Origin of the sequence: Cryobacterium sp. TMT4-10 (assembly GCF_004403275.1) — a bacterium.
In the GTDB taxonomy this organism is placed as follows: domain Bacteria; phylum Actinomycetota; class Actinomycetes; order Actinomycetales; family Microbacteriaceae; genus Cryobacterium; species Cryobacterium shii.
In genome coordinates this window covers 84,149-108,167 of the sequence record NZ_SOGU01000035.1, presented here as the reverse complement: position 1 = coordinate 108,167, position 24,019 = coordinate 84,149, and the positions used below count along the sequence as shown (strand labels likewise).

Annotated in this window: 24 protein-coding genes, 1 tRNA gene and 1 pseudogene; 15 read left to right on the top strand and 11 right to left on the bottom strand. The window is 67.1% G+C overall.

The genetic code is table 11. The features are described from left to right. Window positions 1-9: 9 nt before the first annotated feature. The 4 genes from E3T42_RS05435 to E3T42_RS17480 form a co-directional block, all read right to left on the bottom strand. A complete protein-coding gene (locus tag E3T42_RS05435; protein WP_241975854.1) occupies window positions 10-828 on the bottom strand; it encodes a crotonase/enoyl-CoA hydratase family protein in 819 nt (272 codons plus the stop codon). Between the two features lie 129 nt (window positions 829-957). Further along, entirely contained in the window at window positions 958-1,791 is an 834-nt protein-coding gene (locus tag E3T42_RS05430; protein ID WP_134402613.1) for an arginase family protein, read from the bottom strand. 120 nt (window positions 1,792-1,911) lie between these two features. Continuing rightward, entirely contained in the window at window positions 1,912-2,643 is a 732-nt protein-coding gene (locus tag E3T42_RS05425; protein ID WP_134368155.1) for a PspA/IM30 family protein, read from the bottom strand. Between the two features lie 80 nt (window positions 2,644-2,723). Then, window positions 2,724-4,799 (bottom strand): TPM domain-containing protein, encoded by a 2,076-nt coding sequence (locus E3T42_RS17480; RefSeq protein WP_134402612.1) that lies wholly within the window; start codon window positions 4,797-4,799, stop codon window positions 2,724-2,726. Window positions 4,800-5,035: 236 nt separating this feature from the next. Between E3T42_RS17480 and E3T42_RS05415 the strand changes: the two genes are divergently transcribed. The 3 genes from E3T42_RS05415 (at window position 5,036) to E3T42_RS05405 (ending at window position 7,882) form a co-directional block, all read left to right on the top strand. Beyond that, window positions 5,036-5,833, top strand: coding sequence for a gamma-glutamyl-gamma-aminobutyrate hydrolase family protein (locus E3T42_RS05415; RefSeq protein ID WP_134402611.1), 798 nt, complete (start codon window positions 5,036-5,038; stop codon window positions 5,831-5,833). A gap of 300 nt (window positions 5,834-6,133) precedes the next feature. Beyond that, on the top strand, window positions 6,134-7,465 hold the full coding sequence (locus E3T42_RS05410; RefSeq protein ID WP_134402610.1) for a M20/M25/M40 family metallo-hydrolase: 1,332 nt from the start codon (window positions 6,134-6,136) through the stop codon (window positions 7,463-7,465). Window positions 7,466-7,480: 15 nt separating this feature from the next. Then, complete coding sequence (locus tag E3T42_RS05405) at window positions 7,481-7,882, top strand: DUF1294 domain-containing protein (RefSeq protein WP_134402609.1); 402 nt, start codon at window positions 7,481-7,483, stop codon at window positions 7,880-7,882. Window positions 7,883-8,017: 135 nt separating this feature from the next. Here E3T42_RS05405 and E3T42_RS05400 read toward each other — a convergent pair whose 3' ends face one another. Then, window positions 8,018-8,401: a DUF1304 domain-containing protein gene (locus E3T42_RS05400; RefSeq protein WP_134368150.1), complete on the bottom strand. Its 384-nt coding sequence runs from the start codon at window positions 8,399-8,401 to the stop codon at window positions 8,018-8,020. Window positions 8,402-8,537: 136 nt separating this feature from the next. Here E3T42_RS05400 and E3T42_RS17010 point away from each other — a divergent pair, with 136 nt between their 5' ends. The 3 genes from E3T42_RS17010 to E3T42_RS05390 all read left to right on the top strand — a co-directional run bounded on the left by E3T42_RS17010 (window position 8,538) and on the right by E3T42_RS05390 (window position 10,403). Next, window positions 8,538-8,987: a sulfatase-like hydrolase/transferase gene (locus E3T42_RS17010; protein ID WP_198418094.1), complete on the top strand. Its 450-nt coding sequence runs from the start codon at window positions 8,538-8,540 to the stop codon at window positions 8,985-8,987. Further along, the gene (locus E3T42_RS05395; RefSeq protein WP_198418093.1) at window positions 8,963-9,760 is read left to right on the top strand and encodes a sulfatase-like hydrolase/transferase; all 798 of its coding nucleotides are present in this window, start codon (window positions 8,963-8,965) and stop codon (window positions 9,758-9,760) included. Before E3T42_RS17010 ends, E3T42_RS05395 begins: the two co-directional genes overlap by 25 nt. 229 nt (window positions 9,761-9,989) lie before the next feature. Beyond that, window positions 9,990-10,403, top strand: a complete 414-nt coding sequence (locus E3T42_RS05390) for a GreA/GreB family elongation factor (protein WP_134368148.1) — start codon at window positions 9,990-9,992, stop codon at window positions 10,401-10,403. A 172-nt stretch (window positions 10,404-10,575) separates the two neighbouring features. On the opposite strand, the gene E3T42_RS05385 is transcribed toward E3T42_RS05390, so the two are convergent. Beyond that, on the bottom strand, window positions 10,576-12,594 hold the full coding sequence (locus E3T42_RS05385) for a glucose PTS transporter subunit IIA (protein ID WP_198416058.1): 2,019 nt from the start codon (window positions 12,592-12,594) through the stop codon (window positions 10,576-10,578). Between the two features lie 261 nt (window positions 12,595-12,855). Between E3T42_RS05385 and E3T42_RS05380 the strand changes: the two genes are divergently transcribed. The 4 genes and pseudogenes from E3T42_RS05380 to E3T42_RS17580 all read left to right on the top strand — a co-directional run. After that, on the top strand, window positions 12,856-13,299 hold the full coding sequence (locus tag E3T42_RS05380; protein ID WP_134402608.1) for a VOC family protein: 444 nt from the start codon (window positions 12,856-12,858) through the stop codon (window positions 13,297-13,299). A gap of 45 nt (window positions 13,300-13,344) precedes the next feature. Further along, entirely contained in the window at window positions 13,345-14,244 is a 900-nt protein-coding gene (locus E3T42_RS16675) for an FAD-binding oxidoreductase (RefSeq protein ID WP_166805306.1), read from the top strand. Then, window positions 14,213-14,944: a hypothetical protein gene (locus E3T42_RS17240; RefSeq protein ID WP_241975853.1), complete on the top strand. Its 732-nt coding sequence runs from the start codon at window positions 14,213-14,215 to the stop codon at window positions 14,942-14,944. Before E3T42_RS16675 ends, E3T42_RS17240 begins: the two co-directional genes overlap by 32 nt. Further along, window positions 14,925-15,629: pseudogene (locus E3T42_RS17580) on the top strand (class I SAM-dependent methyltransferase); the annotation flags it as partial. The gene E3T42_RS17240 and the pseudogene E3T42_RS17580, both read left to right, overlap by 20 nt. A gap of 267 nt (window positions 15,630-15,896) precedes the next feature. Here the strand turns inward: E3T42_RS17580 and E3T42_RS17575 are convergent. Together E3T42_RS17575 and E3T42_RS05365 are read right to left on the bottom strand one after the other, a co-directional pair. Beyond that, entirely contained in the window at window positions 15,897-16,475 is a 579-nt protein-coding gene (locus E3T42_RS17575; protein ID WP_134368188.1) for a helix-turn-helix domain-containing protein, read from the bottom strand. A gap of 327 nt (window positions 16,476-16,802) precedes the next feature. After that, on the bottom strand, window positions 16,803-16,997 hold the full coding sequence (locus E3T42_RS05365) for a nitroreductase/quinone reductase family protein (protein WP_134368187.1): 195 nt from the start codon (window positions 16,995-16,997) through the stop codon (window positions 16,803-16,805). Between the two features lie 180 nt (window positions 16,998-17,177). Here E3T42_RS05365 and E3T42_RS05360 point away from each other — a divergent pair, with 180 nt between their 5' ends. Beyond that, window positions 17,178-17,621 (top strand): DUF6326 family protein, encoded by a 444-nt coding sequence (locus E3T42_RS05360; protein ID WP_241975851.1) that lies wholly within the window; start codon window positions 17,178-17,180, stop codon window positions 17,619-17,621. Between the two features lie 111 nt (window positions 17,622-17,732). After that, complete coding sequence (locus tag E3T42_RS05355; RefSeq protein WP_134402607.1) at window positions 17,733-18,248, top strand: GNAT family N-acetyltransferase; 516 nt, start codon at window positions 17,733-17,735, stop codon at window positions 18,246-18,248. A 52-nt stretch (window positions 18,249-18,300) separates the two neighbouring features. Here the strand turns inward: E3T42_RS05355 and E3T42_RS05350 are convergent, their stop codons facing one another. Beyond that, complete coding sequence (locus tag E3T42_RS05350; RefSeq protein ID WP_134402606.1) at window positions 18,301-18,753, bottom strand: hypothetical protein; 453 nt, start codon at window positions 18,751-18,753, stop codon at window positions 18,301-18,303. Between the two features lie 234 nt (window positions 18,754-18,987). Here E3T42_RS05350 and E3T42_RS05345 point away from each other — a divergent pair, with 234 nt between their 5' ends. The 3 genes from E3T42_RS05345 to E3T42_RS05335 all read left to right on the top strand — a co-directional run bounded on the left by E3T42_RS05345 (window position 18,988) and on the right by E3T42_RS05335 (window position 22,284). Then, a complete protein-coding gene (locus tag E3T42_RS05345) occupies window positions 18,988-20,841 on the top strand; it encodes an ABC transporter ATP-binding protein (protein WP_134368142.1) in 1,854 nt (617 codons plus the stop codon). Beyond that, window positions 20,838-21,794 (top strand): NUDIX domain-containing protein, encoded by a 957-nt coding sequence (locus tag E3T42_RS05340; protein ID WP_134368141.1) that lies wholly within the window; start codon window positions 20,838-20,840, stop codon window positions 21,792-21,794. Before E3T42_RS05345 ends, E3T42_RS05340 begins: the two co-directional genes overlap by 4 nt. 61 nt (window positions 21,795-21,855) lie before the next feature. Further along, window positions 21,856-22,284 carry a GNAT family N-acetyltransferase gene (locus tag E3T42_RS05335; protein ID WP_134368140.1) on the top strand — a complete coding sequence of 143 codons (429 nt, stop codon included), beginning with the start codon at window positions 21,856-21,858 and terminating at the stop codon, window positions 22,282-22,284. A gap of 859 nt (window positions 22,285-23,143) precedes the next feature. On the opposite strand, the gene E3T42_RS05330 is transcribed toward E3T42_RS05335, so the two are convergent. Continuing rightward, window positions 23,144-23,215, bottom strand: a tRNA-Arg gene (locus E3T42_RS05330). Window positions 23,216-23,356: 141 nt separating this feature from the next. Beyond that, window positions 23,357-23,995, bottom strand: a complete 639-nt coding sequence (locus tag E3T42_RS16670) for an iron ABC transporter ATP-binding protein (RefSeq protein ID WP_166787088.1) — start codon at window positions 23,993-23,995, stop codon at window positions 23,357-23,359. Window positions 23,996-24,019 lie beyond the last annotated feature (24 nt).

Below are 24,019 nucleotides of genomic sequence, written 5' to 3'. Positions count from 1 at the left end.
GGGAGCGGCTCAGCGGCCGACGAAGGTCGCGGGCTTCCGGGTCACGAAGGCTTCCATGCCGATGAGGGAATCTTCGGTCGCGGCCAGGCGGGCCAGGGCTGGCTGCAGCTCCGCCTCGGCGGCCGCGGCGCCGTCGCGCACGGCGGTGCGGGCGTTCGCGAGGGTCGCCTGCACGGCGAGCGGCGCCTGGGCGGCGACCCGCTCGGCCAGTTCCAGCGCACGGTCGAACTGGGTGCCGTCCGGCACGACCTCCTGCACGAGACCGATCCGGTGAGCCTCCGCGGCGTCGAACATGTCGCCGGTGAGGAGCCAGCGCATCGCATTGCCCCAGCCGGCGGAGCGCGGGAAGCGAATGGTGGCGCCGCCGAACGGCAGGATGCCGCGGGCCACCTCGATCTGGCCGAACCGGGTCGACTCGGCCGCGACGGAGATGTCGCTGGTGAGCATGAGCTCGATGCCGAGGGTGAGGCAGGTGCCCTGCACCGCCATCACCACCGGTTTGGACACGCTCCGCCCGTCGACCTGCCACGGGTGGATGCCGCCTTCGGGCACCATGTCGAGGCCGTCCGGCCCGATCCTCGGCCCGACGTCCGCCAGGTCGAGACCGGCCGTGAAATGGTCGCCGACGGCGTAAACGAGGCCGACCCGCAGCTCGGGGTCGCGTTCGAGCTCACCGTAGGCGAGGGCCAGCTGCTGCAGCAGGGCGAAGTCGGCGGCGTTGCGCTTCTCCGGTCGGTTGAACCCGATCAGGAACACATGTCCGCGCCGCTCCGTGATGATCCTTGGTTCGGAACCGGACTGCTCGGAACCGGAAATCTGCTCGTTCACGGATGCCTCCTTTGGCGTCGTGACGCTCGGCGCGTCGGTCCTATGCTACGGGTGTGCCGCCGGGTCGGTGAGCGCAAGGCCGGGTCAGAGCGGGTTAATGGGGCCTCGGTCGAGACCGGGCCGACTTCGTCAGCGGGTCAGGGCGCCGATGATGCGCAGGATGCTGGGGAGGTCGTCGCTGGCCGCTTCCGGTGACGACGGCGAGAAGCCGGCGATGGTGGCTCCGGCCAGCTCGAAGTTCGCCCGCAGGGCGGTGATCGCCGCGTTCAGCGCCTCGACGCTCAACCCGAACGGGTACAGGTCGGCCAGGCCGCCCAGCACGGACGGGTCCAGCACGTTCAGGTCCAGGTGCAGGTAGAACGCCGTTGCCCCGGTGGCGAGCACGGCGGCGACCAATGCATCGGGGGTGTCCAGGTCCTCGATCGGGAGGCTCACGATCCGGAGTTCCTGAATCAGGTCGGCTTCGGCCGGGTCGATGTCCCGGGCGCCGCCGATCACGACCCGCTCCAGCGGGATGCGGTCGGCGGCGCCGAGGGTCAGACCCTCGGCCCCCTCGCCGGTGATGGCCCGCAGCACCATGCCGGCGAACCCGCCGGAGGGCGAGGACTCCGGGGTGTGCAGGGCCGGGTGCGCGTCGAGCCAGACCAGGGCCAGGTGACCCGGATGCTCCCGCGCGGCGTGTTCGACGGCGGCGAGGGAGATCCCGTTGTCGCCGCCGATCGTCAGCACCGCGTCGGTGCTGCCGCGGAGCGTGGCCGCGAGGCGCTCCCGCACCGTGACCAGGGTGGAGAAGCGGTCGATGCCGGTGCCCTGCGAATCTCCGGCCTCGACCGGCACGGGAACCTCCCGGGTCGCCGACGAGGGAAGGTCGCCCCGGATCGCCTCCGCCCCGTCACTCAGGCGCATCGCGCGCGGAGAAACCGAACCCTGCCACTGCGGCACAACAACGAAGGTGGGAGCCATCTCCTCAGTATGCTCCAAGACCCTGATTCCGCGGGAGATTTCTGCGGGCACAGAGACGGGCGCCGGCGGGATGTTCCCGTCGGCACCCGGTTGCGCCCCGAGCGGAGGCCCGGAGCGTTGCTACTGCGTGATGGAGCTGGTTCCGCCGGCCTTCATGGCGGCGAGCCGGGCGTCGACCTCGGAGAGCTCGCCGAGGTCTTCGAGGCTTTCGAACTGGGCGTCCAGGCTCGATGCGGCCAGCTCGTTGGCACCGCGCACGCGGGCTTCCTCGCGGCGGATCTTGTCTTCGAAACGGCTGACCTCGCTGGTGGGATCCATGATGTCGATGCTCTTGACGGCATCCATCACCTTGGTCTGCGCCTCGGCGGTCTTCGAGCGGGCGATCAGTTCGTTGCGCTTGGAGGAGAGCTGGTTCAGCTTCTCCTTCATCTTGTTCAGGCCGTCCTTGAGCTGGGCGACGACGGCGGTCTGCGAGGCGATCTGCGGCTCGGCCTGCTTCGCTTCCTTCTCGGACTGCATCTGGCGTCCGAGGGCCACCTTGGCGAGGTTGTCGAAGCGGTCCGCGTCGGCCGCGTTGCCGGCCGAGCGCAGTTCATCCGCTTTGCGGCTGGCTGCCAGGGCCTTGCTGCCCCACTCGCTCGCCGCCTCGACGTCTTCGCGGTAATCGTCCTCGAGCAGGCGCAGATTGCCGATCGTCTCTGCGATGGCGCTCTCCGCGTCGGCGATGCTGTTGGTGTAGTCGCGCACCATCTGGTCGAGCATGCGCTTCGGGTCCTCCGCGGAGTCCAGAAGCGCGTTGATGTTCGCCTTGGCCAGCTGGGAGATGCGGCCGAAGATTGACTGTTTCGTCATTGCGGTGTCCTTTCGAATGTCCGGATGAACGGATGTTTCCATTGTGTCGGGAAGTGGTGTGAAACGGATGTGCCCGGCGCCTAGAACCTGCCCCCGCCGCCGCGGCGTGACCGGGCGCCCGCGCCGCCGAAACCGCCGGGGATGCCGAAGCCGCCGCCCCCGCCTCGGCGACCGCCCCCGCCCCCGCCGCCGAACATGCCGCCGCTCCGGCCGCCTCCGCCGCCGGACAGGATCGAGCTGATCAGGATGCCGCCGAGGATGGCGCCCATCGTGCCGTTGTCGCCGCCTCCGCCTCCGTAGCCGGCACCGCGGGCGCCCTGACCGGCGAACCCGTCCACATCGTTTCGGGCGCGGGCGATGGCGTCCGCGGCGAGGGCGTTGGCGCGCTGGGAGGCCGCGAGGGCTGCGGGAGGGTCGGTGGCCGCCGTGGATTCGGCTTCGACCAGGAGCCGTCCCGCCTCGGCCAGCCGGGTCCGGGCCTCCGCGCCGACGGCCCCGCGGCGGGCGGTGATGAAGTCCTCCGCGGCCGACACCCGGCCGCGCGCCGCCAGCAGGTTCTGGTTCAGGGCGGCCTGGGCGCGCTGGGCCTGGGCGACGGCGTCCCGCACGCCCTGCAGCGCGGCATCCATCTGGGTGTTGGCGGCGTCGAGCAGGCGCATCAGTTCCAGCGGATTGACGTGGCCGGCGCCGAGCCGGGTTGTGACCTCGGCCAGCGCCTGCTCGGCCTGCTCGATCGCTCCGGGCAGCGCGGCCGACGCGGGGGTGTCGGTCGGCAGGCCGCGCGCCGTGATGATGTCGGACTGCAGCTCGGCGACCGTGCCGGCGACGCTCTGGTCGGCCGCCTGCAGGTCGGCACCCAGCCGGTCCACCGCGTCGAGCAGCAACGTCGCCTGGTCGACGGATTCCTCGGCGGCACGGATGCCGACGGCGGCGGCGGCCGTGTCGCCGCCGGCCAGCCGCGTTCCGCCCTCGGTCAGCGCGGTCGAGGTGAACGCCAGCCGCTCCCGGGCCTCGCGGGCGTTGTCGGCGACCGTGCCCAGCACTTCCTCGGAGTAGCGGGCCCCGAGCGCAGCGAGGGCGGCCTCGGCGGACGCCACCCGGTCGGAGACGGCGGCGGCCTTCCGGGCGACGGATGCCGCCATCTCCGGCGCGTTCTTCTCCAGCTGGCGCAGCTCGTCGAAGCTGTCGGCCTGCGCGTCCAGGGCGGCGTTGGCCTGGCCGCAGAGGTCGATGATCGCGCCGTACCAGGCCCGCTTCTGCTCCTCGGAGTCGGGGATGGCGTCGTCGAGCTGCTGCTGCAGTTCGAAGGCCTGGGTGAGCTGGGCCTTCGCCGTGACCAGGGTGGCCTGGAAGGCATCCGTGGCGGCGGCGCCGTACTGGGCGATCGCGAAGCCGAGTTCCTGCTCACTGGAACGGATCGCGTCGTCGGTCTGCACCAGGGTGCTCGCGGCGCGCCGTTTGAGTTCGGGGGTCGGCAGCGCCGGGAGCCCGGTCGCCGGAGCGCCCCCGGCGGACAGGGCGCCCTTGCGGCGGCCGCGGAGGACGAAGTACAGCACCAGGCCCACGATCAGGAGCACGATCACGGCGATGACCACGAACGCCAGGACGAGGAAGCCGCCGCCCCCGCCGGCCCCGCTGCCGCCGGGGGCGCTACCCGGCGTGATCGCGGGCGCGGTGACCGGTTGGCCCTGCAGGCTGGCGGCGAGGCCGTCGGCGGCCCCGATGGCGGCTCCCGCCCAGTCGTTCTCGCGCAGGGCCGGTTCGATGGCGACGGTCTCGACCTCGGTCAGCTGGGCATCCGTCAGGGCGAAGTCGGGTGCGACCGACAGCTGGTACTCCCGGTCGCCGGTGGCGACGGCCAGCAGCACGTCGTTCGTGCCCAGCCCGTTGTTGTCGGCGGTCTTGTCGGCCCACTGCGTGCGGTCTGAGACGCCGGTGAAACTGTCGACGTAGACCACGAAGAGGTCGGTTCCGGTGTCGGCATACAGCTTGTCCAGGGCCGCGGTGACCTCGTCGCTGCGTTCGGTGACGGCACCCGCCGGGTCGGCGATGTGGCTGGCCCCGAACGTGACCGGGTCCTCGGCCCACGCGACCGTGGGAGGGGCGCAGACGCAGGCCGCTGCCACGACTACCGGGATCAGCCACCGTGACCGCATGGGCCCACTTCCTCACACAGTATCGATGCTCAGGGGTTCCTTTTTCGAGCATAGAGCGGTGTGCGGGGCGAGTCCACCGTGCGCGGCGCGCTGCGGGTGCGCGGCCGGTGCGCGGTTGCGCGGGCTGCGTTGCGCCCGGTCTGTTGCGCCCTGTTACGGCTCCGCGGGGCCCGCGGGCGGGTTCCCTGCAGACTGGTGCGACACCCCACCCCCGGAACCGGCAGCGGAAGGCGACCATGACCTCAGCATTCAGCTCGCCGCCCTACCCCGCCTCCGCTCCCGCCTCCGCGCCGCGGCTGGCCGTCGTCGAAGTCACCCGTCACCGGCCCGACCTGCCCGAGTACCACGCCAAGGTGCAGGTGCTGATCGGGAACGCCGTGACCGCCGGGGAGCGCGGCGGCTGGCAGGTCACCCGGGTGGCCGCGGCCGACCTGACCACCCCCGAGCTGCTCACGGCGACGGATGCCTGCGACGCCATCCTGATCATGGGCGGTGAAGACATCGCGCCCCGGTTCTACGGCGGCTACACCGGGTACGGGGGCGAAACCCGCCACTACGAGACGGCGGATGCCGGCCAGATCGCCCTCGTGCGGCGGGCCCTGGACCGCGGCACCCCGCTACTCGGCATTTGCCGGGGCCTGCAGATCATCAACGTGGCCCTCGGCGGCACGATCGTGCAGCACATCGAGGACGGCATCCACCGCAACGTGGGAGTGCCCATCGACCGGATCCTGAGCGAGCACCCGGTTCGGCTGATCGCCGGCAGCACACTACGGGGCAGCCTCCGCGCCACCCGGATCTCGGTGCAGAGCGCGCACCACCAGTGCGTGGGCCGGCTCGGCGAGGGCCTGTCGCCGGCCGGCGTGGCCCCGGACGGTCTGGTCGAGGCCATCGAGCACGCCTCCGCCCCGATCACGGGCGTGCAGTGGCACCCCGAGGCCCCGGATTCCCCCGCCGAGCAGCTGCCGCTGCTACTGGCCGCCCTGCAGACCCAGCTGGCCCCGGCCCGCGTCGCCGAGCAGCTCGCCGCCTGAGCCCCCTCGCCGCGCACGCCACCCCGCACCCCAAGCCCCGCCCCTAACGAATTCGACGGAGATTTTGCCCCAATCGGGCCCGAACACCCCTGAAAACGCCCTTTTTCGGCAAAATCTCCGTCGAATTGGTTCGGCGCCCACCCGGCGGGCGGACCGGTGCCGGAACGGGCGCACCGGATGCCGCGCCTCGGCATGCGACGCGTCATCCGCCGGCGACGGCACCGGGTAGAGTTCAGGCACTTCCGAAAGGACCGGTCCCATCATCGAACCGAATGCCGTGCCCAGCGGCCGCACCCGCGCATGAGCGACCAGGAAGCCCTCACCCGGCAGACCATCAACCTGCTGCGCGACCTCATCCGCAACGCCTGCGTCAACGACGGCAGCCCCGATTCGGGCGGCGAGATCCGCAGCGTGCGCACGCTGGAAGGGTTCTTCGCCGGGTCCGGGCTCGACCTCGAGGTCGTCGAACCGCACCCGGGACGCGCGTCCCTGATCGCCCGCATCCCCGGCACCGACCCCACGGCGCCCTCGCTCGCCCTGGTAGGCCACCTCGACGTGGTCCCGGTCAGCGACGGCGGCTGGACCCGCGACCCGTTCACGGCCGAGATCGTCGACGGTGAAATCTGGGGGCGCGGCGCCCTCGACATGCTCTACCTGACCGCCAGCTACGCGGTCGTCACCCGCGCCATCGCGACGGGTTCGTTCCGCCCCCGCGGCGACCTCATCTTCGCGGCCGTCGCCGACGAGGAGGACGGCAGCCGGCTCGGGGTGGAATGGCTCACCGAGAACCGGCTCGACCTGATCGACGCCGACTACGTGCTGACCGAGTCCGGCGGCGCCATGGTCGGCCCCCGGCCGTTGATCTCCGCCGCGGTCGGCGAGAAGGGCATCGCCGGGCGACGCCTGGTCGTGCGCGGCACACCGGGTCACGGGTCGGCCCCGTGGGGCGCCCGAAACGCCGCCGTGATCGCAGCGGATGCCGTGCAACGGCTGGCCCGTTACCGCGCCCCGGTGCAGATCACCACCGACTGGCGGCACTACGTCGCGGCCCTGCACCTGGACGCACCGCTCGCCGAACGGCTGCTCGACCCCGCCCGGATCGATGACGCCCTGAACGAACTCGGCGTGCTGGCGGGCTTCGCCCACGCGTCGACGCACACCACCATCTCGCCCAACATCGTGCGGGCCGGCGTCAAGGACAACGTGATCCCGGCGCTCGCCACGATCACCCTCGACATCCGGGTGCTGCCCGACATCGCGGCCGCCGACGTCGACGCCTACCTGCGGGACGCCCTCGGCGACCTGGCCGACGACGTCACAATCGAGGGGGACGACTTCGCCGCCGCCACCCGGTCCCCGGTCGACACGCCGCTGTTCCACTCGCTCGGCAAGGCCGTGCGCCGCGCCTATCCCGACGCCGACCTGCTCCCGGTGCTCAGCGTCGGCGGCTCCGACGCCCGCTTCTACCGCCGGCGCGGCATCCCCGCCTACGGGTTCGCGCTGCTGAGTCGCCACTGGGACTACGGCACGTTCCGCCAGCTGTTCCACGGCAACGACGAGCGCATCGACATCGGTTCCATCGCTCTCACCGTCGCAGCCCTCGACACCGTCGTGCGCGACTTCCTCGACTGACCCGTGAATCGAACCATGCAGACCAGGCGGCGACGGATGCGCTCCCGCGCCAACTCCGGAGCCGTCTCCTACCTCGCCATCCCCGCGTTCCTGGCGATCTACCTGGTCGTCGGCCTGTACCGGCCGGTGCCGCTCTGGGTCGCCGGGCTCTACCTCGTCGTGAGCGTCGCCTGCTTCGTCTTCTACGCGGTGGACAAGTCCGCCGCACAGAACGGCCGCTGGCGGGTCTCGGAGAGCACTCTGCTCCTGCTGGGGCTGGCCGGCGGCTGGCCCGGCGCGATCGTCGCTCAGCAGACGCTGCGCCACAAGACCCAGAAGGCCAGTTTCCGCTCCGCATTCTGGGGGAGCGTGATCGTCAACGCGGTGGTCTTCGTGGCCTGCTTCTCGCCGCTGCTCTACGGGGTGCTCGCCGGCTGACAGGCTCGCTCAGTACCCCGGCTCGCTTGCGAGCCCCGCCGAGTTCGACACTTGCGGTCGAGTTCGACCGGCGTGCGAGGCGAACTCGACCGGAACGGGCGAACTCGGCGCGCGCCGGGGAGCGCGGGGCCGGTTTCAGCGCGCCAACGCGAACAGCACGAATCCGATCAGCGGCAGCGTGCCCTGGATGAGCGCCGCCCGTAGGTAGCCGGGTCCGGTCGTGGTGAGCACGGTGGCCGCGAGCACCATCGCGCCGGTCGTGAAGAGGATCAGGGCTGCGCCGGCGGCAGTCTCGCCGCTGAAGTACAGGACCAGGCCGATGGCCGCACCCACGCCGAGGAACAGATTGTAGAAGCCCTGGTTGTAGGCCAGGGAACGGGTGGTGTCGGCATCCGCCTGGCTGGTCAAGTTGAAGCGTTTCCAGGTGGCCGGTCTGGTCCACCAGACGCTCTCCATCAGGAAGATGTAGCCGTGCAGGATGGCGGCGAGGGCGACGAAGACGCCGGCAAGGATGCTCATCCGAGCGGCCTAAGGGGACGAGGCCGCCGCCGGTCCAGAAGCGCCGTAACCACTTGACACCTTTTCCCCGCGTGCAACCCTGCTAGATGTCTCAGTCTTGGCGCCGCGCCTGGTCTCGAGCGACCTGGAGGATGTCATGGGAATTGTGGAATACGAGCCCGGAACGCCGTTCCCCGGCGTGATCGGCCGAACGGCCGACGAGTCGAGTCCGGCCTGGCCGGCGCCCATCCGGGCGAAGAAAGATGCCCCGAACGTGCTGACCATCGTGCTGGACGACACCGGCTATGGCCAGCTCGGCTGCTACGGCGGCCCGATCGCCACACCGAACTTCGACGCCCTCGCGGCATCCGGGGTGCGGTACAACAACATGCACACGACGGCGCTGTGCTCGCCGAGCCGTTCGTGCATCGTCACCGGGCGCAACCACCACAGCAACGGCATGGCCGCGATCACCGAGCTCGCCTCGGGGTACCCCGGCTACGACGGGGTCATCCCGTTCGAGAACGGATTCCTCTCCGAAATGCTGCTCGAGCAGGGCTACAACACCTTCATGGTGGGCAAATGGCAAATGGCAAATGGCACCTGACGCCGAGCAACCAGGAGACCGCCGCCGGTCCGTACACCCGGTGGCCGCTTGCCCGGGGGTTCGAACGTTTCTACGGCTTCCTGGGCGGCGATACCAGTCAGTGGTACCCAGACCTGGTCTACGACAACCACCAGGTCGACCCGCCGAAGACCCCGGAGGACATGGTCCCCACCCTGCTCGACCTGCTCGAGGTCAAGCCCCCGGCCACCAGCAGGGGCGTCACCCAGTCGCCCCTGCAGGGGGTGAGTTTCGTCGACACGCTCAACGACCAGTCGGCGCCCACCCGGCACCACACCCAGTACTTCGAGATGCTCGGCCACCGGGCGATCTACCATGACGGATGGCGCGCCGTCTGCCCCTGGCCTGGCCCGTCGTTCGCGGAGGCCGGGATGCCCTTCGGTGAGTCCATCACCGCGGAGAAGCTGTCCGAGCTCGACGCGACCGGCTGGGAGGTCTACCGGGTGGCGAGCGTCCCGGCGGAGCCAGGTTCGCGGCGCACCCTGTGGACGCCGGCGCAGCATAGAACGTGCGCCGGCGCCCATAAGGTGCGCCGTGACACCGCCGCGAGCAAAAGCCCGCGCGTCCGGCACAGCGGAGTGGCGCACACTGGATGGATGACAGAAATCGGGTTCGACGGTGATGGGCTGGCCTGTCCCGCCTGCGGCGTCGAGATGACGGAGGACGGCGTGGACACCGCCGAGGGGCTCGAGTCCTGTCATCGCTGTCCGCGATGCCGCCTGGTGGTCGTCGTGCCCGGCCTCTGGTCGACCTGAGCCAAATCTCCGCCGAGCCGTGACTTTCGCCCCCTTCTCTTAAGCTTTAAGGAGATCTGCTCACGGCTCGGCGGACCCGACAGGGGTGCTGCGGCCCAACGGCGTGCGTGAACGAACACGCCCACTCAGGCCGATTCCGCCTGGATCACGCCTCACGCGAGTAGCCTGTTGCATTCATCATTGCGCGGAGCAATGGCCGTTCGCGAAGTTCGAAGTTACGGAGCAACCCATGACCGCCGAATCAGTCTGGATACCACCCAACGCGCTCGCTCACTTGACGGAGGAACTCGCGCGCCTGGCCACCCACCCCAATCCCGACCGCGCCACCCTCGAGCGGGTGCGCGAACTGCGCAAGACCCTCAGTCAGGCAGAAGCCTCGATCAAACCGGATGACGGCCTGGTGGAACCCGGGATGAGGATCACGGCGATGATCTCCGGGGACACCCGCGCCACGGTCTTTCTTCTCGGCCAACGGGAACTCGTTGCACTCGACCCTAACGTGGGAGTCGATGTCTACTCCCCGTCGTCCCCGGTCGGCCAGGCCATCATCGGAAGCCGGGTCGGCGACATCGTCACCTACGACACCCCGGCCAGAGCCGGCATTCAGATCGAGATTCTGGCGGCCGCTCCCTACAAAGGATAGTCGGAGAGAAAATCCACAGGCGCGGGCGGCCGTTCCTGACCGAGCCGGCCACATTCATCCGTGGGCTTGAGTCTGAAGCGCCTGTCGCGGAACCACCGCCGGTCTAGACAGCAAAAGGTGGGCAGAGAATTCTCTGCCCACCTTTTGACTGGGGGTGTCCTACTGAGTTGTCTTACTTGGCAGCGACCGTGATGAGCGGGGCTCCGGCCGTCACCTGACCAGAGGATACCTCGTCGATCGAGCCGAACTTGCGGGGGTTCGTCACCAGGACCGGGGTCACCAGCGAGTAGCCGGCATCCTCGATCACCTTGCGGTCGAAGGTCACCAGCGGAGTGCCCGCCTCAACCCGGTCCCCCGCGGCTACCTTCACGTCGAATCCCTTGCCGGCCAAGTTCACGGTGTCGATGCCCACGTGAATGAGCAGTTCCACACCGCTGTCGAGCAGCAGGCCGAAAGCGTGACCGGTCGGCTGAGCGACGACGACCTTGCCCGCAGCGGGTGCATAGACGGTGTCCTCGGTCGGATCCACTCCGACTCCGATTCCGACGATGCCCTTGCTGAACACGGGGTCGGGAACGTCGGCGAGCGGAACCACGATACCGGCGACCGGTGAACCGATCGTTGCCAGCAGGGTGGCGACTGCGGTCGCCGTGCCGGTGCCACCGGCAACAACCGGTGCTGCAGCGTTCGAGGCAAATGCCGCGTCTTCATTCGACTCAGCGGCCAGGGCGATCGCAGCGGAAGCTTCCGCCTTCTGCTCGGGAGTCTTGTAGCCGGAGATGATCACGAGGACCATCGCGGTGATGAAGGATGCAGCGACGGCACCCGCATAGAGCGGGATGTTGTCGAACGCGGGGATGGTCAACAGCGAGGTGAAGACGAATGCGCTTGTCTTCACGCCACCGCCGAGGCCGATGATGACGCCACCGACGAGGCAACCGACGAGCATGCGCGGGTAGATGCGCTTGAACCGCAGGTGGATTCCGTAGAGCGACGGTTCAGAGATGCCACCGAGGAGGCCGGCCGCGAGCGCGCCCGTTGCCGTCTGCTTCATCAGGCGGTCCTTTTCACGGATGGCGAGGAACAGCACGCCGGCAGTTGCGCCGAAGCACGCGAAGTTCCATGCACCCATGGGGCCCTGGATGAAGTCATAGCCGAGGGACTGGATGTTGAGAAGCATGATCGCGTTCAGGGGCCAGTGCAGGCCGAGCGGAACCATGAACGGGTAGGCCAGCGGAATGACAACCGCGAAGATGAACGGCGAGAAATCGTTGATCGACTTGAGGAAGTTACCGAGACCGGCACCGCCGTAGACGCCCATCGGGCCGATCAGGAAGGCGGTCAGCGGGATCATGATCAGCATGCTGAGGAACGGCACGAAGATCAGCTGCACGCTGGACGGAATGATCTTCTTGAGACCCTTCGTCAGTAGACCGAGCACAGCGGCCATCATCAGCGGCGGGAAAACCTGCGAGCTGTAGTCTGTGACGGTCAGCGGCAGTCCGAAGATCTGAACGACGGATGCGTGGCCGCCGAAGACGGATTCTGCACCTGCCGTCTGTCCCAGAGCGGCGAAGCCCGGCAACATGACGACGGCCATGATTCCGAATCCGACCCAGGGGTCGGCGCCGAGCCGCTTGGAAGCGTTGTAGGCAACCATGAGCGGCAGGAAGACGAAAACGCCCTGCCACATCAGGTTGATGAACTGCCAGGACGGGTCGAGGGTCACGCCCGGGGCGTTCCAGGCCGGAATGACGCCGAGGGTTGCCATCAAGGCCATGAACGTGATGAACAGGGATGCGCCCAGCAGCGCGCCCAGGATCGGGCGGAAGGAGTCGGACAGGATCTCGAAGAAGGTGTCGAGCGCGGCGAATTTTCCGCGGGGGCCCTTCGCGCGCTCCGCGGCCTTCACATCGGCAATGCTGTCGCCCGTGCCGTGATTCTTCATCTCGGGAAGCGCCATAATGTCGTTGTAAACGGTCTCGACTGCTCCGCCGATGACAACCTGGTAGCGGTTGCCCGTCTGCGGAACCGCACCCAAGACCAGGGGTATCGCCTCAACGGCCGCTTGATCGATCCCCGATGCGTCCTTCAGCGTGAAACGCAGTCGGGTGGCACAGTGGGTGAAGCCGACGATGTTGTCGGCCCCTCCAATACTATTAATTATGTCTGCAGCGGGTTTCGATGCCACCTGGGGCTCCTTAGGGTGTTGACGCGAGAGATGTGATTCCCGCATGGTGCAGCTCTGCACGACGGTTCTGGCGAGCAGAGCAGATCGTGTCGAGTAACACGTATCATTAGCAATGGTAACGGTTTATTCGCCTACCTGAGAATTTCCCTTGTCAAGGCCTTGTCGATTGGAAGTCGTGGGCGCGGGTCTCGGCCAGAGACACGGACGAGCTCCGGGTCGCAGAAAACGCGTGCGATCAGGACGGCATGACACCATAACTGGATGACTACCGGGATAGACCCAGGGCTGGTGCCGGAACTTTTTGTGCGGAACATTAAAGCCAGCATCGGATTCTGGTGTGCGCTCTGTGGCTTCGAGATTAGGTACGACCGCCCGGACGAAAGCTTCGCGTACATCACCCTGGGAATGGCCCACCTGATGCTCGAACAGGCCGACGTCGGGAGAAGCTGGATCACGGGGCCGCTCCAGGTCCCTTACGGACGGGGCGTCAACTTTCAGGTGGCCGTGCCCGACGTCGAGCCGATCCTGGCGGCATTGCGCGAAGCCGACGTCTCGCTGTTCATGCAGCCCGAGACCAAGTGGTACCGCATGGCCGACCAGGAAGCCGGTGTGCGTCAGTTCCTCGTCACCGATCCCGACGGATACCTGATTCGGTTCCAAAGTTCAATCGGCCGGCGCGGCCGCACTGACGGAGGACTAGCTTGAACGCGTGTCCCCTTCCGCGATCGACGCACCGCTCACGCTGCCGGCGTGGAGCGCCTTCTGGAGAGCTATCGAGCGGTGCCGCCGACGGCGTCCGTTCGACTCGCCAAGCCCACCTCGAACCTGTTCCGGTCACGCACGAAGCCGAACGCCAGGGGCCTCGATACCTCGGGTTTGACGGAAGTGATCGCGGTGGACCCGGATGCGCGCACGGCCGACGTGAGCGGCATGTGCACCTACGAGAGTCTCGTCACTGCGACTCTGATTCACGGGCTGGCGCCGCTGGTCGTGCCGCAGCTGAAGACGATCACCCTCGGCGGCGCGGTCACCGGCCTCGGTATCGAGTCGACCTCGTTCCGCAACGGCTTGCCGCACGAGTCCGTGCTGGAAATGGACATCCTCACCGGTGCGGGTGAAGAGGTCACCGCCTCGCCCGACGAGCACGCAGACCTTTTCCGCGCCTTCCCGAACTCTTATGGCACCCTCGGCTACGCGGTGCGCTTTCGAATCGAGCTGGAGCCGGTGGCGCCGTTCGTCGAGCTCCGGCATCTGCGGTTCCACGCGCTCGCTGACCTCGTCGCGGCGACGGATGCCATCATCGCAACCGGTGTGCTGGACGGAGCTCGCGTGGACTACCTCGACGGAGTGGTGTTCAGCGCCGAAGAGAGCTGCCTCTGTGTGGGCACGCAGACCGCGGCGCCCGGGCCGGTGAGCGACTACACCGGCCAACAGATCTACTACCTCTCCATCCAACACGATTTCGGCATCAGGCACGACCGGCTCACGATCCACGACTATCTGTGGCGGTGGGACACGGACTGGTTCTGGTGTTCGGAGGCGTTCGGCGCCCAGCGGCCACGCATCCGAGCGCTCTGGCCGCGCACGCTTCGGAGCAGCGGTTTCTACTCGAAAACTGATGCGCTACGAACAACGATTCCACATCGGTGATCGCATCGAGCGCCTCCACGACCGCCCGCCCCGTGAACGCGTCGTGCAGGACGTCGAGGTGCCGATCGAGCGATGTGCAGACTTCCTCGGCTGGTTTCTCGACACCGTGCCGATCCAGCCGATCTGGTTGTGCCCTCTGCGGTTACGCGGCCACAGCGGCTGGCCGCTCTACCCGATCCGGCCACAGGAGACCTACGTCAACGTCGGCTTCTGGTCCACGGTGCCGAGAAACCAGACGAGGAAACTCACCCTCTCCGAGATCCTGGAGATCCTCACCGGCGGGCAGCTTCCACTCCGATTCACCGCCTACGACGGGAGTTCGGCGGGCCCGCCCGACGCCCCGCTCGGACTGGAGCTGAGAACGCCGCGGGGTACTTACTATCTGGCAACCGGCCGCGGAGACCTGGGCCTGGCCCGCGCGTACATCGCCGGGGACCTCGAGGTCCACGGGGTGCACCCCGGCGACCCCTACGAACTCCTCAGGGCCCTCGCCGGCGACCTCGTCTTCAAGCTGCCGCCGCCGCGAGTGATGGCCACCATCATCCGTTCCATCGGTCTGGAGAACCTGCGCCCGATCGCGCCGCCCGCCCAGGAAGGGCCGCCGCGCTGGCGCCGCGTCGCCGGGGGGACTGCGGCACAGCAAGACCCGGGATGCCGAGGCCATCCACCACCATTACGACGTGTCGAATACCTTCTATGAGTGGGTGCTCGGGCCGTCGATGACCTACACCTGCGCGTGCTACCCGCGCCCGGACGCATCGCTGGAGGAGGCGCAGGAGAACAAGTGCCGGCTGGTTGTCGAGAAGCTGCGGCTGAAGCCCGGTGATCGGCTGCTCGACGTCGGGTGCGGCTGGGGCGGCATGGTGCGCTATGCCGCTCGCCGAGGCGTCGAGGCCACCGGCGTGACGCTGTCGGAACAGCAGACCGCCTGGGTGCAGCGGGCCATCGCCGCAGAGGGCCTGACAGGTCTGGCCGAGGTCCGGTTCGGCGACTACCGAGACATTCAAGAGACCGGTTTCGACGCCGTGTCGTCGATCGGGCTGCTCGAGCACATCGGTGTGCGCAACTATCCGTCGTACTTCGATTTTTTGCAGTCACGGATGCGTCCCGGCGGCCTGTTGCTCAACCACTGCATCACCCGGCCGGACAACCGATCCGAAGCGTCCCCTCGCGGGTTCATCGACCGCTACGTGTTCCCGGATGGCGAGCTCACCGGCTCGGGCCAGATCATCAGCGCCGCGCAGGATGTCGGGCTGGAGGTGATGCACGAGGAGAACCTGCGCACCCATTACGCGATGACACTACGCGACTGGTGCACCAATCTGGTCGAGCACTGGGATGAGGCGGTCGCCGAGGTGGGGCTGCACACGGCGAAGGTGTGGGGCCTGTACATGGCTGGGTCGAGGCTCGCCTTCGAGACCGGTGGGATCCAGCTTCACCAGGTGCTGGCGGTCAAGCCGGATGCCGGTGGCGGCGTCGACCTGTTGTCCGTCACGTTGAATGACGATGAGGCTTCATCCAGTTTGACGATGAGTTTTGGGGGTGTGGTCGGCACGGTGACGTGGTGGTCGTCAGCGGTGACGGCGGGGATCGTCGTGGTCGTCACGATGACGGCGGTGTTCGGGCACGCGAGAGCGCCCCAGCGCTGGATCTCAGGTGCGCAAGGGTGGGGGCAGGAGCCGGCCTCGGGTGAACATGCCGATCAGCGTCCACACTGGCAGCGGGGAATCCCAACGCTGCTGGCAGGCCAGCGCCGCGCCGGCGAGGAGATTCAGTGCGTCCCCGAGCGGAGTCGGCCAGACCAGGTCGCGGTTCAGGATGTCAGGATCGGCACGGTACGCGTGCTGCACGCCCTGTTCCTGCAACCAGTCGGCGTGTGGTTCCCGCGCCCGCCGCAGCCAGCGGCGCACCGTGGAGACCGGGCGGCCCAGCTGGGCCGCGATCGTGCGGTGCCCGTCGCCGCGGGCCTTCGCAGCCAGGGCCGTGCCGATCACCTGGGCCGTGTCTGCCCGGCGCAGAACCAGTCCGGCGGGCAGCAGCACGTGCGTGGCCGCGCAGGAGAAGCAGCGGGCACGGCGGGGTCGCACCGTGACCGGTGCCTCGCCGAGGCTGCGCACCCTGCGGATGCGGCCATACCCGTGCGGGCGTAACGCCCCGGGACAACCGGGACAGCCCAGCTGCCCCGCGTCGAGCAGGGCCTCGGCCTGCTCCGGCGAGGCGACCACGATCATCGCGTCCGGCTCCATTCTGCTGCCACAAGGTCATGCCAGCAACTCTTGACTACCACACCCGGCCGGGGAAGGGGCCACCTCGTGTTGACGATGTGGCGGCCGCCGTCACCGCGCCGACCAGCCCGGCCAGGCTCAACGCGACGACCCCGGCCCGAGCCTTCCTCCGAGACCATCGCTGCTCGTCACGATGACGCCGCCGACGTCGACAACCCCATCGTCACCCACCGCGACGCACAACCCCGGCCTCATCGTCACCCACGGAGACGTACAACACGTCGACCTGCCGCTGCGGCCGTGGTGGACGCCCTAGTCCGCCAAGGGAGTCGCTCACGTCACCGGTTCGAAGACCTCCACGGCCGTCTCCGTCGGCCTACGACGGGCGTACCCGTCGAGGTCCTTGTCCAGCGACCGCCACCGGGCCCATAGCCGGTCCCGCTCCGCTCCCGTCGCGGCGTGGGCGACGACCTGCCGTTTCCCGTCGGCGAGCTGGACCCGAGCCTTCGGATGCGCCTGGAGGTTCAGCCACCATGCGGGATAAGTGGCTTACGCCCCGGCCGTTTGAAACCTCCACGGCGGGACCCTTGTCCCCTCGCCGAGCACTCGTCCTTGTGAGACCATGCAGATGGCCGCCCTTGAGGCAACCCTCGGGGCGACTCTTCGGGCGTCGCCGCCCGTGGTGCCCAACGAGAGGATCAGATCCCCGTGACCACGACATCAACCAGGCAGTACCGAGATACCAAAGTCGATGTGAAACTCGTGCTCTGCGCTCTGTGGATCGCGATACTGTTCGTGTTCGCCTACGTGGATATCTTCGGGTTTCTCCGCGCTGATGTTCTCAACGCTGCGCTGGATGGCAAGGTGGCGACCACGGGATTCGCGATCAACCAGGTATTCCTCATCTTCACCCTGATCTACATCCTGCTTCCGGCCCTGATGGTGGTCCTGTCACTCGTGCTCAAACCACGAGTCAACCGGACCGTCAACATCGTCGTTAGCGTCCTCTACATAATCACCATCATCGGTTCGACCATCGGCGAAACGTGGTTTTACTACTTCCTCGGTAGCTTCATCGAAGTGATACTCCTCGTCGCCATTGCCCTGACCGCCTGGAAGTGGCCGCCACCTGAGATCGCACCCCGACGCTAAGCCGCTCGACGCGGACTCTGGCACGCCCCAGATCGAGCCGGCCCCACTCGCGAAGCGCCTCATCGTGATTGTCGTTCCTCACGCCGTCGCACCAGTCGGTATGGTCGGGGCATGACTATCGAGCTGCTCGCCGTATCCGCCGACGACTGGCGGGCCTGGCGGTCGGTGCGGATCGCGGCGCTGACCGACGCGCCCGGCGCCTTTGGCTCACGCCTGCAAGACTGGGCAGACGCGCCGGATGGCCGCTGGCGTGAACGCCTGTCGATCCCGGGATCGATCAATCTCCTGGCCGTCGACGTCGACGGGAGCGCTCCTGTCGGCATGGCCACTGGTACCCCGGCCACGGACCGCGGCAGCCGCGCCGAGCTCATCTCAATGTGGGTCGACCCCGCCGTTCGCAGTCGTGGTGTCGCCACTGCGCTCATTACTGCGATCGCACGCTGGGCAGCGAGCACTGGCGCGGCGACGCTGGCCCTGTCCGTGAGGCCGAACAATGTCGAAGCCCGACGAGCCTACGAAAGAAACGGTTTTACCGTCTCCGACGAACTCGGCGATCTGCTCCCGGGTGGCCAGCGGGAGCTCGTCATGCTCCGCGATCTCAGCCTCGAGCGCACCGTGAGCGACTAACGGCAGCTGCCGAACACGATTCGAGGTATCCGGAGACTGGATCTGCACGGGTTCACGAGAGGGTTGCGTTCGATGATCTCGGTTCAGGCGGTAGAGGAGCACGGTGGACGGGCCGTGCGAGGATCAGAACGCTAATGAGGGCAGTAGCGGCAATTGGTACCGCCAGGAAGTAGCTCAGTTGCGGGAAAAGTGTGTTTCCCGCGAAGAAGGTGAGGCCCCCAACCAGAGCCGCCGGGATGGCGACCAGAATGCAGGCCCATAGCGGGACGCGCATCAAGCGCGCCCAGCCCGCACCGACGAATAGGCCGATCGAGCCGCCAAGAATCAGCAGGTTGCCCGTCCGAGCTTCCGCGAGTTCCTCCCCGGTGGGTTCGAAGTGGAGCGTCATGTGTGCACCGCGACCCAACAGCACAGTACAGGAAACGACGAGGGCCGACCACGGAATGAGGATCCCTGCCCAGGCCATGACTGAGCCCGCGTACCAGCGTCTGACCTGGATGTCCATGCGTTCAGGGTATCGACGACAGAGATATCCGTGCGTGTAATTTGGGCCGCATATTTCGAACCTTCAGCGGGGACCCACTGTCGGCGGGGTGCTTGTGGAGCACTCGGGGAATTGCCATTACACGGGCGATGTGGGCCGGGGTTGGACGATCCGGACGATCCGGATAACTTCAGAGCGGAGGAAGTCTCATTTTATTCGTTCTGGGTGGGCAGGTTGCTAAGAAGGAGGCTCCTCGTGTTTATCCCCTTGTGGCGGTTCCGGCATTCCATGGCGCCGAGAGCCTGGGCGTTGACCGGGGGCGTCGGCCTCGTTATTCTGGCTGCGGTCATGCAGGTGGCGTTGCCCTGGCCCTTGAAAGTAGTCGTGGACAACGTCCTCCAATCCTCGGGCAAGCCCCCGGAGAACGCCCTGCTGCGGGTCTTCGGCGCCGAAGGGATGGACCGCCTGCAACTGCTGACCGTCGCACTCGCGGGGCTGCTGGTGTTCACCCTGATCTACGCCGGCGCCAGCTACCTCGGGTCACGGCTGTTGAATGGCGTCGGGGAGAGGATCACGGCCAGCATCCGGGTTGACGTGTTCGCCCACCTTCAGCGATTGTCGCTGTCTTTCCACGACAAACAACGCCTGGGCGACCTGGTCACTCGAACGACGACGGACGTTGACTACCTGCGCACCATGATCATCTCGATGATGGCGGTGCTCGTGCCCAACGTCCTGATTCTGGGTTTCATCGCGACCATCTGTCTGGTCGTGGACCCTGCCTTCGCACTGATTGCGCTTGCCGTCGCGCCACTCCTGTTCGCCACGGTGCTGGTCTATCGGCCGCGAGTGAAGTCAGCCTCACGGGCGGCACGAAGCAAGGACAGCGATATCGCGTCAGCAATGACGGAGACCTTCTCCTCGGTGCGGGCAATGCAGTCATCAACCAGCGAAGGGCGCCATGAGGCCGACTTCCGGGATCGGAATATCGCACGGATGAACGCGGGCCTGCGGCTGGTCAGACTCCAATCGGCGCTCTCACCACTGGTGGATGTCATCGTTGTCCTCGGAACAGTCCTCGTTCTCTGGGTGGGTGTGGGCCGGGTGCTGGACGGCACGATGACGCTGGGTTTGCTGCTGGTCTTCCTCGCCTATTTAAAGGCGCTCTACGATCCGATGAAGGAACTGGCCAAGCTGACCACGGTCATCAGCCGGGGTCAGGTGAGCGCAGAACGGCTGCTCGAGATCCTCAGCACGGCCCCGGCAATTGTGGACCGCCCCGGCGCCAGGCCGGCCCCGCGGCTGAAAGGCGCGGTCGAGCTCAGGGAGGTGAGCTTCGGCTACGCCGGTTCCGAGATTCTGCACGCGATCAACCTTCGGGTTGAGCCCGGCCAGATGGTCGCGATCGCCGGGCCGACCGGCGCGGGAAAGTCAACGGTTGTCAGTCTGATTCCGCGCCTGTACGACGTCACCCACGGGTCCGTTCTGCTGGATGGCATCGACGTCCGGGACCTGCAGCTCGCGACGGTTCGGAAGCAGATCTCCATGGTTCTGCAGGACTCGATCCTGTTTCGAGGCACCATCTACGACAACATCGCCTACGGCGCGGACCACCCCACTCGCGAGCAGGTGCTCGCTGCCGCGGAGGTTGCCAACGTCGACGAATTCGTCCGAACGCTGCCGCTGGGCTACGACACCCCCGTGGCCGAGCGGGGGGTGAGCCTGTCCGGCGGCCAGCGCCAGCGCATCGCGATCGCCCGTGCGCTGGTTCGCGACACACCTATCGTGATCCTTGATGAGCCGACGTCGGGCTTGGACGCGATCTCCGAACAATACGTCATGCGGGGCCTCGACCGGCTGATGATTGGCCGAAGCGTGATTGTGATCGCCCATCGGCTCTCCACTCTCCGTCGCGCGGACGTCATCCACGTTCTTGACCACGGTCGGATCGTCGAAACAGGCAGTCATCGTGAGCTGGTCGCCGCCAACGGCCTCTACAGTCGGCTCGACGGGATTCAGCACGCGCCTGACATCCCTCGGCTGGTGAAGCCGTTGCCGACCGCGGTTGGTATGACACCGTTGTCAACTGAATTTGGAACAGGACCATGAGCGGCTCAGGCACGATGGATCGAACGTGGACGAGGACCTCGGGCGCCCTTCCCTGGCGCATCGGCCCGGACGGCAATCTGGAGGTCCTCCTTGTGCACCGGCGCAGCCGCGACGACTGGTCGATCGCCAAAGGCAAAGCGGAACCCGGCGAGTCCGATCAGGACTGTGCTCTCCGCGAAGTGCGTGAGGAAACCGGATTCGACTGCCGGCCGGGTGCGGAACTGCCCAATATCGTCTACCTTGATCGACGGCGGCGAGTCAAGACTGTCCGTTTCTGGGCCGCCACAGTCCAGGCCGGTGTCTTCACGGTCAACGACGAGGTGGATGCCGCCCGCTGGCTCACCCTGCCGGTGGCCGTGCGCACGCTGACACAGGCGAGGGAACGATCCGTTGCCCTGGCCCTCGGCTTTATGCTGGCCGGGCATCTGGGCATCTCGCCCGTTCCAGCCAAGGAGCGGATGCTGCTGCTTGTGCGGGGTGCCGCGGCGATGCCGCGAGAAACGTGGAGCCTGGCCGAGGAGGACCGGCCCCTCGCGCCGGAGGGCAGGGCCATGGCGCTCTCGCTCCGGGCGCTTAGCGCGTTTTTTGAAATTGACCGGATTCTCTCCGCGCCCGCCGCGCGGTGCATCGAAACGGTTGAACCGCTTGCGCGCAGCGAAATTCTCCGAGTGGACGTCTCTCCCCATCTGTCCGACGGGCCGATCGACAGGGCAATGGAACTCATTGAGGACGCCCGCGGCACCGGCACCGTTCTCTGCACGCATGAGGAGGTCGTTTCGGGGATCCTCACCGAGCTGGCCAGGCAGGACCACACGAGGGTGGAACCGCACCCTGGCCGTCGGCGCGGCTCCGTGTGGGCTCTCATGGGCGACCACGCGCGCTACACGTCCGCGTACTACCTCCCGCTGCCGGAATTGAGCCGCATCGGTGGTGAACTGAAGGTTCTGCGGTGAAACTCGGCACCGCCCGGCGATTGGTCGGGCCCAGTCCGCCTGATACCGATTAGATGGGGGGATGGATTCGAAGTATCGGTTCTCAGCCGACGTTGCAGATATAGACCGTGACCAGGTGCACCGCTGGATCAGCGGCCAGTCTTACTGGGCTCCCGGGAGGTCACGTGCCAGGCAGGATGCAGCCATAGACGGCTCACGAAACTTCGGCGTCTACGACACTGAATCGAAGAGGCAAGTCGCCTACGCCCGGGTCATTACGGATGGAGTGACTTTTGCATGGCTCTGCGATGTGTTCGTCGACCCCGAGGTTCGCGGCCTCGGCATTGCCGGGGTCCTCATCGCGGGAGTCCTGGAAGTGTGCGAGCCGCTCGGTCTGCGGCGCATCGCTCTCTCGACCGATGATGCGCACGGCTTGTATTTCAAGTCCGGGTTCACCGCTTTGGGTATCCCCGAGACGTGGATGGAACGCATCGGCAACTTGAGCGCTTAGTCATCGGCAGACCAGAAACGCCACGGCTTCGGGTTGAGAACTCACCGATGCCGGCCCGCCAGGTTGGGTGTTGCGAGGGAACCAGGAACGCGTCAACTACTTCATAGTCCGACTGTCCTACCCGGCACGCCGCTGGACCCATCTGGTGGGCCAGCGACGCATTCCCCAGATCGTGCAGGATCTTAACTTGCCCGCACGGTTACCTTTCCCGACCAATTGGCGTTGATGATTACGCTCCCAAGGGTTTCTGTGGAGTCCTCGAAACGGCCATTGTGGCTAGAACCATCAGTCGGTGCGGCCTCGTTTGGACATCAGTAACTCCGCGGCCGGCACGTAGAACAGGACAGGCACCAGCCGGGCGACGCTTGTCAGCCACCCCGTCGGAGAGAGCGGTCCCTCCGCAGGCACTACCGCGAAGCCGCAGAGCAGGGATGTGATCGCACAAAGAACAGCAATCCAGCCTAACCACTCGGGAAAGGCCCGGCGGGTGAGTGGGAGGGCGGCCGATCTCCCCGCAGTGCTCGGTGAGCCAGGGCGGTAGCTGTGCACGAAGCTATGAGACTCAGCGTCCGCGAAGTGATGAGATTTAGTGTCCACGATGTCACGAAATATCACACCAACTCGCCGGACTGCCGCTACCATCAAGCGCTACTCGCCACCTTCGCCATCGGCGCCTCTACTGGATCCCTGCGCGAATCTGACGCACCTAACGATCGAGTGATCGGTTTGGCTTCCAGCGGAAGTCGCGGGCCGATGGCGCGGCTACGCGCGGCCTGCAAAGCCGAAGTTGTTCCGATTTGATCGCGGTTGTCCGAACTAGGTGGCAAAAGTCCGAACTAGCGTGTCACACGACACAATGTGCCCCCAGGCAGATTCGAACTGCCGCCCCTGCCTCCGGAGGGCAGTGCTCTATCCCCTGAGCTATGGGGGCCAGGGAAAACACTAGGTTATCAGCATCTCGGAGCCCGATGTGCCGCATCGAGTTCCACGGATGCGTCCGAGCCCGCCCGGCATGCCGCCCGAACTCGACCGAAAGTGTCGAACTCGGCGGCGGTCGAGCCGGTCAAGCCGGTTACTGCAGGTTGGCCAGTGCCGCGGATACGACCTTCTCGGCGTCACCGGGCTCACCGAATACCGGCGAACTCAAGGTTACCCAGTAGGTCTCTGTGAAGACCTGCACCTCGCCCTTGCCGCCGGAGGTGCCGAAGTAGCCCTCCACGGCGGGCGGGGTGCCGTAGGTCGGCACGATCTGCCCGGCGGAGGCGGCCGTGTTCTTGAGCTGGTTCAGGAGCACGTCGTTCGGCTGAGCCACCGAGATCTCGATCATTTCGCCGCTGGTCTGGTTGAGCAGGCCGCAGGCGAGTCCGTCATACTCGACGGCCTTCTTAGCGAGAGCACCGCCCGGTTTGAAGTCGGGCGCCGTTCCGTAGTTCGGGTTGAACTCATACACATCGTCGAGCGTGAGCACCTGGTCGCAGGCGAGCGTGACCGGGGTGCCAGAGGGGGTCGGCGTCGGCGTCGGGGCAGCCGAAGGAGTCGAGGTCGCCGCCGCGGTCGCCGACGCCGTGGCTGTGGCTCCGGGGGTCTTCGCCGGCGCGGAATCTGAGGAGCAACCGGTCAGCGCCACCAGCGCGACCGTGCCGGCGGCGAGGAGCAGGCCGGCACGCAGGCGCCGCTCCTGACGGAACGTGGGCGCAAGAAAGTCATTCACGGGTTGACTTTACCAAGACGGATG